13 protein-coding genes are annotated in these 14,305 nt (G+C 70.0%); 2 read left to right on the top strand and 11 right to left on the bottom strand.

Annotated features, from left to right (window positions below; genetic code table 11):
- Positions 1-59: 59 nt before the first annotated feature.
- On the top strand, positions 60-1,289 hold the full coding sequence (locus AB0O28_RS15375) for a DUF349 domain-containing protein (RefSeq protein ID WP_363640378.1): 1,230 nt from the start codon (positions 60-62) through the stop codon (positions 1,287-1,289).
- A 229-nt stretch (positions 1,290-1,518) separates the two neighbouring features.
- Here the strand turns inward: AB0O28_RS15375 and AB0O28_RS15370 are convergent, their stop codons facing one another.
- The 8 genes from AB0O28_RS15370 to AB0O28_RS15335 form a co-directional block, all read right to left on the bottom strand.
- Positions 1,519-3,699 (bottom strand): bifunctional (p)ppGpp synthetase/guanosine-3',5'-bis(diphosphate) 3'-pyrophosphohydrolase, encoded by a 2,181-nt coding sequence (locus AB0O28_RS15370; protein ID WP_363640469.1) that lies wholly within the window; start codon positions 3,697-3,699, stop codon positions 1,519-1,521.
- Positions 3,700-3,986: 287 nt separating this feature from the next.
- Positions 3,987-4,493 carry an adenine phosphoribosyltransferase gene (locus tag AB0O28_RS15365; protein ID WP_363640376.1) on the bottom strand — a complete coding sequence of 169 codons (507 nt, stop codon included), beginning with the start codon at positions 4,491-4,493 and terminating at the stop codon, positions 3,987-3,989.
- An 83-nt stretch (positions 4,494-4,576) separates the two neighbouring features.
- A complete protein-coding gene (secF, locus tag AB0O28_RS15360; RefSeq protein WP_363640374.1) occupies positions 4,577-5,626 on the bottom strand; it encodes a protein translocase subunit SecF in 1,050 nt (349 codons plus the stop codon).
- Entirely contained in the window at positions 5,626-7,338 is a 1,713-nt protein-coding gene (gene secD, locus AB0O28_RS15355) for a protein translocase subunit SecD (protein ID WP_363640372.1), read from the bottom strand. Before secD ends, secF begins: the two co-directional genes overlap by 1 nt.
- A gap of 81 nt (positions 7,339-7,419) precedes the next feature.
- The gene (gene yajC, locus AB0O28_RS15350; protein WP_363640370.1) at positions 7,420-7,818 is read right to left on the bottom strand and encodes a preprotein translocase subunit YajC; all 399 of its coding nucleotides are present in this window, start codon (positions 7,816-7,818) and stop codon (positions 7,420-7,422) included.
- A 256-nt stretch (positions 7,819-8,074) separates the two neighbouring features.
- Entirely contained in the window at positions 8,075-9,004 is a 930-nt protein-coding gene (locus AB0O28_RS15345) for a TAXI family TRAP transporter solute-binding subunit (RefSeq protein ID WP_363640368.1), read from the bottom strand.
- Positions 9,001-10,353, bottom strand: a complete 1,353-nt coding sequence (locus tag AB0O28_RS15340) for a HAMP domain-containing sensor histidine kinase (RefSeq protein WP_363640366.1) — start codon at positions 10,351-10,353, stop codon at positions 9,001-9,003. Before AB0O28_RS15340 ends, AB0O28_RS15345 begins: the two co-directional genes overlap by 4 nt.
- On the bottom strand, positions 10,335-10,997 hold the full coding sequence (locus tag AB0O28_RS15335; protein ID WP_363640364.1) for a response regulator transcription factor: 663 nt from the start codon (positions 10,995-10,997) through the stop codon (positions 10,335-10,337). The genes AB0O28_RS15340 and AB0O28_RS15335 overlap by 19 nt, the downstream gene beginning before the upstream one ends.
- A 482-nt stretch (positions 10,998-11,479) precedes the next feature.
- Between AB0O28_RS15335 and AB0O28_RS15330 the strand changes: the two genes are divergently transcribed.
- Positions 11,480-11,878 carry a hypothetical protein gene (locus AB0O28_RS15330; protein ID WP_363640362.1) on the top strand — a complete coding sequence of 133 codons (399 nt, stop codon included), beginning with the start codon at positions 11,480-11,482 and terminating at the stop codon, positions 11,876-11,878.
- A 64-nt stretch (positions 11,879-11,942) separates the two neighbouring features.
- On the opposite strand, the gene ruvB is transcribed toward AB0O28_RS15330, so the two are convergent.
- The 3 genes from ruvB to ruvC all read right to left on the bottom strand — a co-directional run bounded on the left by ruvB (position 11,943) and on the right by ruvC (position 14,297).
- Positions 11,943-12,998, bottom strand: a complete 1,056-nt coding sequence (ruvB, locus tag AB0O28_RS15325) for a Holliday junction branch migration DNA helicase RuvB (RefSeq protein WP_363640360.1) — start codon at positions 12,996-12,998, stop codon at positions 11,943-11,945.
- Positions 12,999-13,077: 79 nt separating this feature from the next.
- A complete protein-coding gene (gene ruvA, locus AB0O28_RS15320; RefSeq protein ID WP_363640358.1) occupies positions 13,078-13,698 on the bottom strand; it encodes a Holliday junction branch migration protein RuvA in 621 nt (206 codons plus the stop codon).
- Positions 13,695-14,297 (bottom strand): crossover junction endodeoxyribonuclease RuvC, encoded by a 603-nt coding sequence (gene ruvC / locus AB0O28_RS15315; RefSeq protein WP_363640467.1) that lies wholly within the window; start codon positions 14,295-14,297, stop codon positions 13,695-13,697. Before ruvC ends, ruvA begins: the two co-directional genes overlap by 4 nt.
- Between the last annotated feature and the right edge of the window lie 8 nt (positions 14,298-14,305).

Here is a 14,305-nt window from a genome sequence, read left to right as displayed (position 1 = left end):
CGTAATACAACCAAGGGCACATCGAGCCCTGGAGGCTGATTCAAGTGCGGGAGGACACGGTGAGCACCGACCCGTGGGGCCGGGTAGACGAGGACGGCACCGTCTACGTGCGTACGGCTGAGGGAGAACGGGCCGTCGGGTCCTGGCAGGCCGGTGAGCCGGAGGAGGCGCTGGCCTACTACCACCGGAAGTTCGACGAGCTGGCGGGCCAGGTGCAGCTCCTCGAGCAGCGGGTGCGCGGCACCGACCTCGCGCCGGCCCAGGCCGAGGCGAGCATCGCGAAGCTGCGGGAGTCGGTGACCGAGGCGCACGCGGTCGGCGACCTCGGCTCGCTGCAGGACCGGCTGACGGCGCTGACCGAGCTGGTCGGCAAGCGGCGCGAGGAGCTGCGGGCGGCGCGCGACCAGGCCCGGGCGCACGCGCGCGAGGTGAAGGAGCGCATCGTCGCCGAGGCCGAGCGCATCGCCGAGGAGACGACGCACTGGAAGTCCGGCGGTGAGCGGCTGCGGCAGCTCGTCGAGGAGTGGAAGGCCGCGGAGCGGGTCGACCGCGCCACCGAGGCCACACTGTGGAAGAGGCTGTCCACGGCCCGTACGGCCTTCGCCAAGCGGCGCAAGGCGTACTTCTCCTCGCTCGACCAGCAGCGCGACGCGGTGCGCGACACCAAGGAGCGCATCGTCGTCGAGGCGGAGGCCCTGGCGGACTCGACGGACTGGAACGCCACCGCGGCGGCCTACCGGGAGCTGATGCGCCAGTGGAAGACCGCCGGCCGCGCCTCCCGCGAGGTCGAGGACGAGCTGTGGGCGCGTTTCAAGGGCGCCCAGGACCAGTTCTTCCAGGCCCGCTCGGCGGTGTTCGCGGAGCGGGACGCCTCCTTCGCGGCCAACGCCGAGGTGAAGGAGGCCCTGCTGACCGAGGCCGAGAAGCTGCTTCCGGTCACCGACGCGCGTACCGCGCGCTCGGCGTTGCGGGGCATCCTGGAGCGCTGGGAGGCCGCCGGGCCGGTGCCGCGCGACCAGCGCGACCGTCTGGAGGGCGGGCTGCGCAAGGTCGACGACGCGGTCCGCAAGGCCGAGGAGTCCGAGTGGAAGCGCTCCAACCCCGAGGCCAGGGCTCGCGCCCAGGACACGGTCAACCAGCTCCGCAGGTCCATCGAGCAGCTGGAGACCCGGCTGGCCAAGGCCCGTGCGGCCGGCCGTGACAAGGACGCCAAGGAGGCGGAGGAGGCGCTGGCCGCCCGTCTGTCCTGGCTCCAGGAGGCCGAGCGGACACTCGCCGAGTTCTCCTGACCCCTCTCGCCCCACCCCCGGCGTGATCGTGTGGTTCGTCCCGCGCCGGGGGCCGAGCCGGGCGAACATGCTCCGTGATCTCGCAGGATGTGAACACGTCCGGTGCACGATCACGGAGTGGGTGCGCGCACGTCACGCACCCCGTCCGGGACGAACCACACGATCACCGAATGTGTGTCCGCACGCCATCCCTGCGACGAACCGCGAGGTCGCACCCGTCAGGGGGCGGTCAGCTGGTGACGCGGTAGACGTCGTAGACGCCTCCGACGTTGCGCACGGCCTTGAGCACGTGGCCGAGGTGCTTGGGATCGCCCATCTCGAAGGTGAACTTGCTGATCGCCACCCGGTCGCGGCTGGTCGTCACCGAGGCCGACAGGATGTTCACGTGCTGGTCGGACAGCGTCCGCGTGACGTCCGACAGCAGGCGGGGCCGGTCGAGCGCCTCCACCTGGATGGCGACGAGGAAGACCGAGTCGTCCCCCGGCGACCAGGACACGTCCACCAGCCGGTCGGGATGGGCGCTCAGCTGTTCCACGTTCGGGCAGTTCGTGCGGTGCACGGAGACGCCGTGCCCCCGCGTGACGAACCCGACGATCTCGTCCCCCGGCACCGGAGTGCAGCAGCGCGACAGGCGGACCCACACGTCCGGGTCGCCCGCGACCATCACGCCGGCGTTCGAGTTGGCCCTCAGACGGCCCTTGAGCCGCGTCGGGACCTGGGCCTCGGCGATGTCCTCCTCGGCCCCCTCGACGCCTCCCAGGGCCTGTACGAGCTTGTCCACGACCGCCTGGGCGGTGAGGTGCCCCTCTCCGACGGCCGCGTACAGCGCCGAGACGTCGGCGTAACGCAGATCCCTGGCCAGGGCCAGCAGCGCCTCTCCGGACATGAGCCGCTGCAGCGGCAGGCCCTGCTTGCGCATGGCCCGCCCGATCGCCTCCTTGCCCGCCTCGATGGCGGTCTCGCGGCGCTCCTTGGTGAACCACTGGCGGATCTTGTTGCGGGCCCGGCCGCTCTTGACGAACTTGAGCCAGTCCCTCGACGGGCCCGCGTCCGGCGACTTCGACGTGAAGATCTCGACGGTGTCGCCGTTGCCGAGGCGGGACTCCAGCGGGACCAGCCTGCCGTTGACCCGCGCGCCGATACATCGGTGGCCGACCTCGGTGTGCACGGCGTACGCGAAGTCGACCGGGGTGGCTCCCTCGGGCAGGGCGATCACCTGGCCGCGCGGGGTGAAGACGAACACCTCCGACACCGACAGGTCGAAGCGCAGCGACTCCAGGAACTCCCCGGGGTCGGAGGTCTCCTTCTGCCAGTCGAGGAGCTGGCGCAGCCAGGCCATGTCGTTGACCTGCTTGACCTTGCCGGGGCCCGCGCCGGTCATCTCCTCCTTGTACTTCCAGTGCGCGGCCACGCCGTACTCGGCGCGGTTGTGCATGGCCCGCGTGCGGATCTGCAGCTCGATGGCCTTGCCCTCGGGCCCCATGACCGTCGTGTGGAGCGACTGGTACATGTTGAACTTGGGCATGGCGATGTAGTCCTTGAACCGCCCCGGCACCGGCTTCCACTGGGCGTGGATCGTTCCGAGCGCGGCGTAGCAGTCGCGGACCGTGTCGACCAGGACGCGGATGCCCACCAGGTCGTAGATGTCGTCGAAGGCCACGCCCTTGGCGATCATCTTCTGGTAGATCGAGTAGTAGTGCTTGGGCCGGCCGCGCACGGTCGCCTTGATCTTCGCCTCGCGCAGGTCGGCGGAGACCTTCTCGATGACCTCGTGCAGGAACAGGTCGCGGCGCGGCGCGCGCTCCGACACCATCCGGGCGATCTCGTCGTACCGCTTGGGGTAGAGCATGGCGAACGCGAGGTCCTCCAGCTCCCACTTGATGGTGTTCATGCCGAGCCGGTGGGCCAGCGGCGCGAAGATCTCCAGCGTCTCGCGGGACTTCTGCTGGCGCTTGTGCTCGGGCATGTAGCGCATGGTCCGCATGTTGTGCAGCCGGTCGGCCAGCTTGATGACCAGCACGCGGATGTCGCGCGACATCGCGACGACCATCTTGCGCACGGTCTCGGCCTGCGCCGCGTCGCCGAACTTCACCTTGTCGAGCTTGGTCACGCCGTCGACGAGCAACGCGATGTTGTCGCCGAAATCGGCTCGTAACTCGTCGAGGCTGTAGGCGGTGTCCTCCACGGTGTCGTGCAGCAGGGCGGCGCACAGCGTCTCGTCGTCCGTGCCCAGCTCCGCCAGGATCGTCGCCACCGCGAGCGGGTGGGTGATGTACGGGTCGCCGCTCTTGCGCTTCTGATCGCGGTGATGATAGGCGGCGACGTCGTACGCGCGCTCGATCAGCCGCAGGTCGGCTTTGGGATGGGTGGCACGGACCGTCTTGAAGAGCGGTTCCAACACCGGATTCATAGCACCCCACTGCCCCCCGAAACGGGCGAGCCTCCGTCGCGTGGCCGGCGAGGCCGGCCTGTCCTCCGGGACCGCCGCGGGGTCGCGCGCCTCGTCGGGGGGCACGTCGGCGACGGGCTCGGGGGCGTCGCGGGAGACTACGCCGCGATCGACCCGCGCGCTGCCGGGCACGACCACATCACGGGGCACACAGACTCCTTACGTCGAGTCCAGGTTCCACAGTGTATCCGTGCTGCCACAGCGCTCTCGGCCACCCGCCCCCGAGCCGTACGGGCCGGTCGTCCGGCTCAGACGGTGAGCAGGGTGCGGACGTCCAGACCCGGCAGCCGGTCACGACCGGAGAGGAAGGACAGCTCCATCAGGAAGGACACGGCCACGACCTCCGCGCCCGTCCTCCTGACCAGCTCCACGGCCGCCCGGGCCGTGCCGCCCGTGGCGAGGACGTCGTCCACGATCAGGACCCGGTCGCCGGGGTCGAAGGCGTCGGCGTGCACCTCGATCGTCGCGGAGCCGTACTCGAGATCATAGGACGCCTCGTACGTCTCGGCGGGCAATTTGCCCTTTTTGCGCACCGGTACGAACCCCGCGCCACTGCGGTAGGCCACCGGTGCGGCGAGGATGAAGCCCCGCGCCTCGATGCCGACCACCTTGTCGAACGCCAGGCCTCCCCCGAGCTCGCCGACGACCTGGGTGAAGGCCGCGTGGTCCGCCAGCAGCGGGGTGATGTCCTTGAAGAGGATGCCCGGCTTGGGGTAGTCCGGGACATCCCTGATGAGAGCCGTCCAGTCAGTCACGACGCCCACCCTAACGGGACCGCGGAACGCGACGGCGCCCCCGGAACCGGGCGGGTTCCGGGGGCGCCGTCGGCGGAGCGAGATCAGCTCTTCTTGCGCTTGTCCGCGGGAGGCGTCGTGGTGTTCTGCGACCCGGCGGACACGGGCTCCTTGGCCGTACGGGCGGCGGCCTTGGCGGCGGAGGCCTCCTTGGCGTGCACGCGCTGCGCCAGCGCCTGCCACTTGGGCTCCCGCTCCTTGAGCGTGACCAGGATCGGCGTCGCCACGCACAGGGACGAGTAGGTGCCGACGATCATGCCGACGAACAGCGCCAGCGACAGGTCCTTCAGCGTCCCGGCGCCGAGCAGCGTGGTGCCGACGAACAGGATGGCCGCCACGGGCAGGATCGCGGTCAGCGAGGTGTTCAGCGACCGGATCAGCGTGTGGCTGAGCGCGTTGTTGGCGGCCTGCGTGTAGGTCATCTTGGCACTCGTGCCGAGCTTCGCGGTCACTTCCTTGATCATGTCGAACACGACGACCGCGTCGTACAGCGAGTAACCGAGGATCGTGAGGAAGCCCAGCATGGTCGCCGGGGTGACCTCGAAGCCCGTCCAGGCGTAGACGCCGGCGGTGATAACCAGGTCGTGCACCAGCGCGACGATGGCCGCGAGCGCCATCCGCCACTCGAAGGCCACGGACAGGTACAGCATGACCGCGATCATGAAGACCGCCAGGCCGACCCACGCCTTCTGGGATACCTCGCCACCCCAGCTCGCGCCGATGACCTGCGAGCTGAACTGCTGCTCCGATACGCCGAACCGCTGGCCGACGGTCTTCTGGATCTTGGACACCTCGTCGCCGTCGAGGCTCTGGGTGGTGACCCGCCAGTTGGGCCCGGCCTGCTGGACGATGGGGTCGTGCCCGACCACGTCCCGCACGGTCTCGCGCACCTGCTCCACGCTGGATCCCGGAGTGCGGGCGAAGTCGATGACGGACCCGCCCCTGAACTCCACGCCGAGAGTGAGCCCGTGGATCACGATGCCGAGGATGGAGACGACCATCAGGAACGCCGACAGGCTGTACCAGAGCCTGCGCTTGCCGACGAAGTCGATGTCGATGTCGCCGCGGTAGAGGCGGCTGATAACTCCCGGCATCACGCCTCCTGCAGGGTCTGCTCGGCGGAGCCGGTGCGGCTCATGCGCTCCGCGTCGAGTCCGGACAGCTTGTGGCCCTTGGCGAAGAACCGCAGGCGTGCCGCGATCGTCATCAGCGGCTTGGTGAACATGAACACCACCACGACGTCGATCAGCGTGGTCAGGCCCATCGCGAACGCGAAGCCGGCCACGCCGCCCACGGCGAGGAAGTACAGCACCACGGCCGCGATGAACATGACGGCGTCGGCCACCAGGATCGTCCGCCGGGCCCGCCGCCAGGCGACCTCCACCGCCGAGCGCAGCGTGCGGTGGCCCTCCTTGATCTCGTCACGCACCCGCTCGAAGTAGACGATGAACGAGTCCGCCGTGATGCCGATCGACACCACCAGACCGATGATGTGCGGCAGCGAGAGCCGGAAACCGGCGTTCTGGCTGAGAACCGCCACGGTCAGGTAGGTCACGATCGTCGCGACGCCGAGGCTGGCAACGCCGATCAGGCCGAGGCCCCGGTAGTAGAGCAACAGGTAGATCACGACCACGAGCAGGCCCAGCGCGCCGGAGATGAGACCGCCGCGCAGCTGGTCCTGGCCCAGCGTCGAGGAGACGGTCTCCACCGACCCCTGCTTGAACTTCAGCGGCAGAGCGCCGTACTTGAGCTGGTCGGCCAGCTCCGTGGCCGTCGCCTGGGTGAAGCCACCCGAGATCTCGGTGTTTCCACCGGTGATCCGGCCGTTCGCGACCGGTGCGCTGATGACCAGGCCGTCGAGCACCACCGCGAGCTGGTTACGGGGCGGCTGGGAGTTGAACGCCTTACCGGTCAGGTCGGCCCACTGGGTCGCACCGCGGCTCTTGAAGCTGAGGTTGACCACCCACTCACCGGTGTCCTGCCGCAGTCCCGCCGCGGCCGAGGAGATCTCCGAACCCTGCACCGCGGCCTTGTCGAGGATGTACCGGGCGCTCTTGTCGTCGCTGCAGGCCACCATCTGCGTGTTCGGGTCGTCCTGCGCGCCCTGGCCGTGGTCGTTGGCCGTGCAGTCGATCTCACGGAACTTCGTGATCATCGCGGGATCGATGCCGCTGGTGTCCTGGCCCGCCAGAGGGTCGTCGTCGGCGGGCTGCGGGCTCTGGGTGGGCGAGGGCGACGCTCCGGCCTCCGTCTTCCCAGTGCTCTTCGCCCCCGCTCTCGCTCCGCTCCTGTGCCCGGCCCTGGCGGCGGGGGAAGCGGACGGCGACGGCGCGGTCAGGGCCGAGGACAGGGCGCGGCCGGCCGGCGTCGCCGAGGTGCCGGGGCCCTTGCTCGGTGCGGCGCTCTGGGTCCCCGCGGGAGTCGGCGCGGCGGGCGTCGTGGCCACCGCCTGCGGCTGCATCTTCGCCGGCGCCACCGCGAGCACCTGGCGGAAGCGCATCTCCGCCGTCGTCGCGATGAGCTTGAGCGCCTCCGCCTGGCCCACTCCGGGGATCTGGATCACGATGTTGTCATTGGCCTTGGCCACCTCGGAGTCCGAGATGCCGGTGCCGTTGACACGAGCACGGATGATGTCCACAGCCCGGTTGAGGGACTCCTCCGGAGGAGCCTTGCCGTCCAGCGTGACCGGCGTGAGCGTCACCGTGGTGCCACCCGCGAGGTCGAGGCCGAACTTGGGGGTGAACGCCTTTTGGAGCGCGACCGTCGCGCCCATGGCGAGGATGAGCGCCAGCAGCACCAGGAGCACGCGTCCCGGCTTGCTGTGGCTACTTGTCGGTGGGGCCACTGGTGGTCAGTTCTTTCGTCGAAGGGTGTGTGATCAGCCTACTCAGGACTGGTTGCTGCTCTTGTCTTCCTTGCCCGTGTCGGCGGTGTCGGCGACGGAGTCCTCGGCGACGGCCTCGCCGCCCTCCGCCTCCTCCTCGCCGGAGGTGAGGACCCGGCCGATCGCCGCCTTCGCCCAACGGGTCTCCACGCCCGGTGCCAATTCCAGAATGACGTCCTCGTCCTCCAACCGCACGACGGTCGCGAACAGGCCGGTGGTCGTCATGATCCGGGAGCCCGGAGCGAGCGAGTTCTGCATCCGGACCATCTCCTGCTGCCGCTTGCGCTGCGGACGGATCAGGAGGAAATAGAAGACCACTACCAGCAAGATCAGTGGCACGAACGTCCCAAGCGAGCTGTTACCCACGGGGGCCACCCTTCCAATAGGTGATTGCGCCGGCATGACGCCGGAGGTTCTGTGCGCATTTCGCGCGGCCGGTGATACGCCGAGAGCGTCAGCGTAAGCGGCCAGTCAAGCCACGCAGTGTATGCGAGCCGTTCAAAGCCCGGCAACGAGCTCACGACCCGGCACGCGGGAAAGTTTCACTTTCGTGGGTCACAACCGTTCCATGACCCTGAGCCACCCATACCCCGGTATGCCTGGCTTGGCACGTCCCGGGCCGCCCGCTTCACGGTTTCGGCGGTGCTTCCGGATCGCCCTACAGGCCGATCTTCGCGGAGCGGTAGTAGGCCTCGGCGCCGGGGTGCAGCGGGACGGGCATGGTCAGAATGGCGCTCTGGTGGTTGAGCTGGAGCGCCGCGCTGTTGGCTCTCGCCAGTTCCGCGCGGTTGTCCAGCAGCACCCGGGTCAGCGCCTCGGCCTCCCCCGACGACATGTCGGCCGCGACAAGGAGCAGGTTGGGCACGGCCACGGTGGCGGTCACCTCCGGGAGCCGGTACGCCGACATCCCTATGGTGCGCGGCTTGTAGACCGTCCGATACTCACGGCACAGCCGCTCGATCAGCGATCCGAGCGAGATCAGGCGTATCGGGCGTCTCGCGGCCAGCGAGGAGATCGCGGGTGTGGGAAGACCGCCCGAGAAGAAGAACGCCTCGACCCGGCCGGATTCCAGCGCACGCACCGCCTCCGCGAGTCCCATCGCGACCTGGCGGACGGTGACCCCTGCCATCGTCAGGACACGCATCGCGAGCAGTTCGGTGCCCGATCCGCTCGGGCCGGTCGCCACCAGGGCCTCCCGCAGGTCGCTCAGCTCCCGCACGCGCGAGCGGCCGTCGACGACCACCTGGAGGCAATCGTCGTACACCCGCGCGAGCGCCATGACCCGCGTCGCCGCGTCGTTCCCCGGCGATGTCTGCGCTCCCGGCGCCAGACTCGCGACATCGACGGTGACGAAGCCGACATCCGCCCGGCTCCCGCGGACGAGGCTCAGGTTCTCCAGGGCACCGGACGAACTGACCACCCGTGTCCTGACCCCGAGCGACCGCCCGGCCGCCGCGCCGAGTGCCCTGCCGAGGACGTCGTACACACCTCCGGGCACGCCCGCGGCGATGCGCAGTTCCGCTCCCGCGTCCGGCGCGCAGGCGGCCAGCAGCGCCAGCGGGGCCAGGACGACCGCTCGCCGCCTCATGCGTCGGCCAGCGGGAGGAGGACGGCGGCGTCGAGGCCACGAGGAACGGCGGCACGCAACTCGACCTCCCCGCCCACATCGCGCAGCAGACTGACCGCGATGGCCAGGCCGAGCCCCGAGCCGGGCAGATTCTGCACGTCCGGGGCACGCCAGAAGGGTTCGACCGCCCGCTCACGCGCTCCTGAGGGTATGCCGGGCCCGGCGTCGACGACGTGGACCACCACGGCGCCGTTCGCGGGAAGGTCGACGGTCACGGAGACGGCGTTGCCGGCTCCGCCGTATTTGAACGCGTTATCGAGCAGTATGTCCAATACCTGGCCGAGGCGGCTCTCATTGATATTCACGAGCACCTCCTCGGAGGGCGAGGAGACGACTACCACGTCCCAGGCGTCCGCCCGCGCCGCCACCGCTTCCAAGAGCGACGTGCCGGCATTCGTACAGTCCGCGCTCCGGCCCCGCGCGAACTCCACGAGGTCGGCACAGATACCCGCCAGCCGGTCGACCTCGTCCATCATCGGTTCGACGAGACCGGCGTCGGAAAGCGGAAGCCTCATCTGCAGGTTCTCCAGTTGCAGTTGAAGCGCGGCGAGCGGCGTCCGGAGCTGATGCCCGGCGTAGGAGGCGAAACGACGCTCTCGGTCGATTATCCCCCGTACGGCCTCCGCCATGAAATTGAATTTCTTCACCAGCTGGCGCAGCTCGGGCGGGCCGGATTCCAGCGGAGTGTGGGCCGCGAGACTTCCATGGCTGAGCTCCTGGGCCGCCGCGTCAAGATAGTGGACCGGGCGGAGAATCCATTCGACCAGACGCCGTGCCACCAAATTCGTCATCGTGGCGGCCATCAGCCCGCCGGTTGTCAGGAGCCCCCAGCGCAGCAGCACGAGACGCCGGATCGGCCCCGTCGGAGAGATGATCGACAGGGCCCCGACGACGTCTCCGCCGGAGGTCACCGGCACCGCCACCACGAGCGGGCGGCGGGTCCACGGCCAGATGGTGCCCGCCGAGCCGCTGGGCATCCCGGCGAGAGCTCCGTCGACCTCACCGCGCGCCGCGTCCGGCAGGGACGTTCCGCCGCCCGAATAGAGCACCAGACGCCCGTCACGATTCACCAGTGCGGCCTCGTCGCCGTACAAGGCCGTGTATCGGGCGAGCGCCGATCTCACCCCGTCCGTCTGGCCGGTCTGCAGTGCCGGCTCGGCGAGCGAGGCGAACGCCATCGCGTCCATCCGGCGGTCCGTCTCCAGATCCCCTGTCGCGGCTTGGGCGATCACAACAGCGAGCGTGGCGATCAGATAGGTCAGCACGGCGCAGAAAAGGGCCAGGAAGGCGCTCAGGATACGTCGCTGCATCGCTCCACGGCCAAGCGGTAACCGCTTCCGCGGACGGTCTCCACCAGACCCGGGAGTTTGCCGCGCAGCCTGGTCATGTGAACGTCCAGGGTCCGTCCCTGGCTCCGGTGGACCGTCTGCCAGACCTCGATGAGCAGCCGCTCACGGGTGACCACCGCTCCGGGCGCCTGAGCGAGGCTGGCGAGCAGGGCGTATTCCGTCGGGGTCAGATGCACGGACTCGCCGCCGCGCATCACCCGGCGGCTGCTCGAGTCGATCTCCATCCCCGGGAGGCGCAACGGCCTCGATCGCCGGGGCCGCGAGCGTCTCAGCACGGCCGCGATCCGCGCGTCGAGCTCCGCCATCCTGAATGGCTTGGTCACGTAATCGTCGGCCCCGTTGCGCAACCCCTGGACCAGACTCTCCGTGTCGGCACGGGCGGTCAGCATGATCAACGGGCTGTCGGATGCGCTACGGAACGCCGCGCAGGCCTCGATCCCGTCCGCGTCCGGCAGGGTGAGATCGAGCAGCACCAGATCGTGGTCTCCGAGTTCGTATGCCCGAGCCCACGTGGGCGCGTGCGAGACCGTGTATCCCCGTAGCTCCAACGCGTCGCTCAGCGCCTTCGCCAGACGCCGGTCGTCTTCCACGAGCAGGATTCTCATCACAACGAGGACCTCGCTTCGATTGGACGTTGTTCCACCACGGCTCTCAGTGGGAGAGACGGGCGGTCGCCATCGATCTTTCCGACGCCCCGACGCGCTGTGATCGTGACGGACCCGGACCTCAATTGTCAAGAGAGACGAGGTTATTCGATCCATGGCCCAGAATTCGGCCGACACCGCGAGTATGAGGTACTCAGAGGACGGCGAATGGGACCTCGGCATGTAAATCGGTTCTGTCATGGCCCGTAATTCCGCCGACGCCTTCGCCGCCGTCGCGACCGGCGGGGACCGCGACGGCGGCCGGCGCCCGGCCGAACGCGGCCACGTTACGGCCAGCCTACGGAGAAAGGCATTTCCTGGCGGTCTCCATTTGCTCCGGGATAAAAATTCGATGCGGGCCGGAAACAGACAGCCCATGGCACCCCGAAGGGCACTCGGCGCAGTTCTCACGCGCCTCCGCATTTCGAAGAAGGAGCGAATTCGTGATGGTCAAGAAGGCACTCTCGACCGCGCTGTGCACCGCCGTGGCAGCCGTCTCGATCGCTGTCGGGACGAGCGCTTCGCCGGCGAACGCCGCCAGCTGTGGCGGACAGGCGGGCGGCCTCACCGGAGCCTGGAGCGCGGCGCACAACTCCAACTGCAGCGTGATGGGCTCGCCCAGGACCAAGGTGACCTACTGGTGGAACACGACTCAGGGCACCCAGCAGACCGCCTGTGTTCAGGGGTGGGGATACAACACCGCCAGGAAGGGCGGCTGGTACAACCTCGGTTGCGGCCAGCGGGGGCACGCGACCGTTCCCTGGGGCAGTGTCGGCGCCCGTCCGAAAATCCGGGTCATGTCCACCAACATCGGCGCGGCGCTCGTCGAGTGGCAGCACTGACCCCGGACGATCCGTCACCGCTCTCGAGGCACCCGGCCGTCGGGCCGGGTGCCTCGCCCGTTCTTCAGGCCCCGGCGGAGTCGTCGAGCAGGCCGGGGATCGCGGCGCCGAAGGCGTCGGGAGGCGGAGTCATGCCCAGATGCGTCCAGGCGGAGGCCGTGGCCACCCGGCCCCGCGGAGTGCGGGCCAGCAACCCCTGCCGGACGAGGAACGGCTCGGCGACCACCTCCACGGTCTCCGGCTCCTCCCCCACGGCCACCGCGAGCGTCGACAGGCCCACAGGGCCGCCGCCGAACTTGCGCAGCAGCGCGTCCAGCACGGCCCGGTCGAGCCGGTCCAGCCCCTCCGCGTCGACCTCGTACAGGTTGAGCGCCGCCATCGCGACCTCCCTGGTGATGACGCCCTCGGCGCGGACCTCGGCGAAGTCGCGCACCCGCCGCAGCAGGCGGTTGGCGATCCGGGGCGTGCCGCGCGATCGCCGGGCGATCTCCTGGGCGCCCTCGTCCGGCAGGTCCACCGACAGCAGCCGGGCGGAGCGCCGCAGCACCTGCTCCAGCTCGGCCACCTCGTAGAAGTCCATGTGGGCGGTGAAGCCGAACCTGTCGCGCAGCGGCGCGGGCAGCAGCCCTGCCCGGGTCGTGGCCCCGACCAGCGTGAACGGGGCGATGTCGAGGGGGATCGAGGTCGCCCCCGGGCCCTTGCCGACGACGATGTCGACCCGGAAGTCCTCCATCGCCAGGTAGAGCATCTCCTCCGCCGGGCGGGCCATGCGGTGGATCTCGTCGATGAACAGGACCTCGCCCTCGGTCAGCGTGGACAGGATCGCGGCGAGGTCGCCCGCGCGCTCCAGCGCCGGACCCGAGGTCATCCGCAGCGGCGCGGCCAGCTCGGAGGCGATGATCATGGCGAGCGTCGTCTTGCCGAGCCCGGGACCACCGCTCATCAGGACGTGGTCGGGCGGGCGGTTGCGGCGCAGGGCGCTTTCCAGCACCAGCGAGAGCTGCTCGCGCACCCGGCCCTGCCCGATGAACTCCTCCAGGCGCCGGGGACGCAGCGCGGCCTCGATCGCCCGCTCGTCGCCCTCCGGTTCGGGCGACACGAGATCCCGCTCGAAGCTCACTCGACACCATCCGCTCGGCCTGCCGGGACCCGTCCGCTTCCCGGTGAAACTTTCATCGAACCATCGGCCCGTCGTGCGGTCATCGCACGCTCAGCGCGCGCAGGGCGGACTTGAGCAGCGTGGCCACCTGGGGGGTGCGCCCGGCCGCGACCTCCGCCTCGGCCTCCGCGGTCACCGCCGCGACCGCCTCGTCGGCGTCCCTGGACGAGTAGCCGAGCCCGACCAGTCCCGAGTGGACCTGATCCCGCCAGACGGGCGGCGCCGCCGCGCCGTTCAACGCGGCGTCGACCGCCGCCGCCGGGGTGCCGAGTTTGTCCTTGAGTTCGAGCACGATGCGCTGGGCGCCCTTCTGGCCGATGCCGGGCACCATCGTGAGGGCCTTGATGTCGGCGCTCGCCACCGCGACGCGAAGCGCGTTGGGCGCGTGGACCGCGAGCATGGCCAGGGCCAGGCGCGGCCCCACCCCGCTGGCCGTCTGGAGCAGCTCGAACACCGTGCGCTCGTCGTCGGAGGCGAAGCCGTACAGCGTGAGCGATTCCTCGCGGACGACGAGCGAGGTGGACAGCCGGGCGGGTTCGCCGACGCGCAGCCCGGCCAGAGTGCCGGGGGCGCAGTGGACGAGCATCCCGACGCCGCCCACCTCGATCACGGCGCTGTCGGCCGTGATCGCCGCCACCTGTCCCGCTACGGATGCGATCACCGCGTGCTCCCTCCCCCGTCCGGCCGCCCGGCCGCGACTTCGCCGGGCGTTCCAGTCCTACCAGAGGCCGCGGACCGGGCACCGCCGGATCGGGCCCGGGCCAGGGCGTCGGCCAGGCGGTGCTGCACGCCGCCGCGCCAGACGTGACAGATGGCGAGGGCGAGCGCGTCGGCCGCGTCCGCCGGCTTGGGCATGGCGTCGAGCCGCAGCAGCCGGGTGACCATCGTGCCGACCTGCTTCTTGTCGGCGTTGCCGTTGCCCGTGATGGCGGCCTTGACCTCGCTCGGCGTGTGCAGCGCGACCGGCAGCCCCCGCCGGGCCGCACAGACGATCGCGACGGCCGACGCCTGGGCCGTCCCCATGACCGTACGGACGTTGTGCTGGGCGAAGACCCGCTCGACCGCGACGGCGTCCGGCCTGATCTCGTCGAGCCAGCGCTCGATCTCCGCCTCGATGACGACCAGCCGGGAGCCGATGTCGTCATGGGCCGGAGTGCGGACCACCCCCACCGACAGAAGGCTCAGCGGCGCGCCCGGCCGGCCCTCCACGGCGCCGAGACCGCACCGCGTCAGTCCCGGGTCCACACCCATCACCCGCAGCTGGGGCA

The sequence above is a fragment of the Microbispora sp. NPDC088329 genome, from assembly GCF_040685655.1.
Taxonomy (GTDB): domain Bacteria; phylum Actinomycetota; class Actinomycetes; order Streptosporangiales; family Streptosporangiaceae; genus Microbispora.
The sequence above is the reverse complement of the archived record's forward strand: the minus strand, read 5'-3'. Positions and strand labels throughout refer to the sequence as shown.

What these genes read in the sequence shown, in the direction of transcription:
- AB0O28_RS15370 (WP_363640469.1), bottom strand. Translation starts at nt 3,699, where the DNA reads ATGAATCCGGTGTTGGAACCGCTCTTCAAGACGGTCCGTGCCACCCAT.
- secF (WP_363640374.1), bottom strand. Translation starts at nt 5,626, where the DNA reads ATGCCGGGAGTTATCAGCCGCCTCTACCGCGGCGACATCGACATCGAC.
- yajC (WP_363640370.1), bottom strand. Translation starts at nt 7,818, where the DNA reads ATGCCGGCGCAATCACCTATTGGAAGGGTGGCCCCCGTGGGTAACAGC.
- AB0O28_RS15345 (WP_363640368.1), bottom strand. Translation starts at nt 9,004, where the DNA reads ATGAGGCGGCGAGCGGTCGTCCTGGCCCCGCTGGCGCTGCTGGCCGCC.
- AB0O28_RS15340 (WP_363640366.1), bottom strand. Translation starts at nt 10,353, where the DNA reads ATGCAGCGACGTATCCTGAGCGCCTTCCTGGCCCTTTTCTGCGCCGTG.
- AB0O28_RS15335 (WP_363640364.1), bottom strand. Translation starts at nt 10,997, where the DNA reads ATGAGAATCCTGCTCGTGGAAGACGACCGGCGTCTGGCGAAGGCGCTG.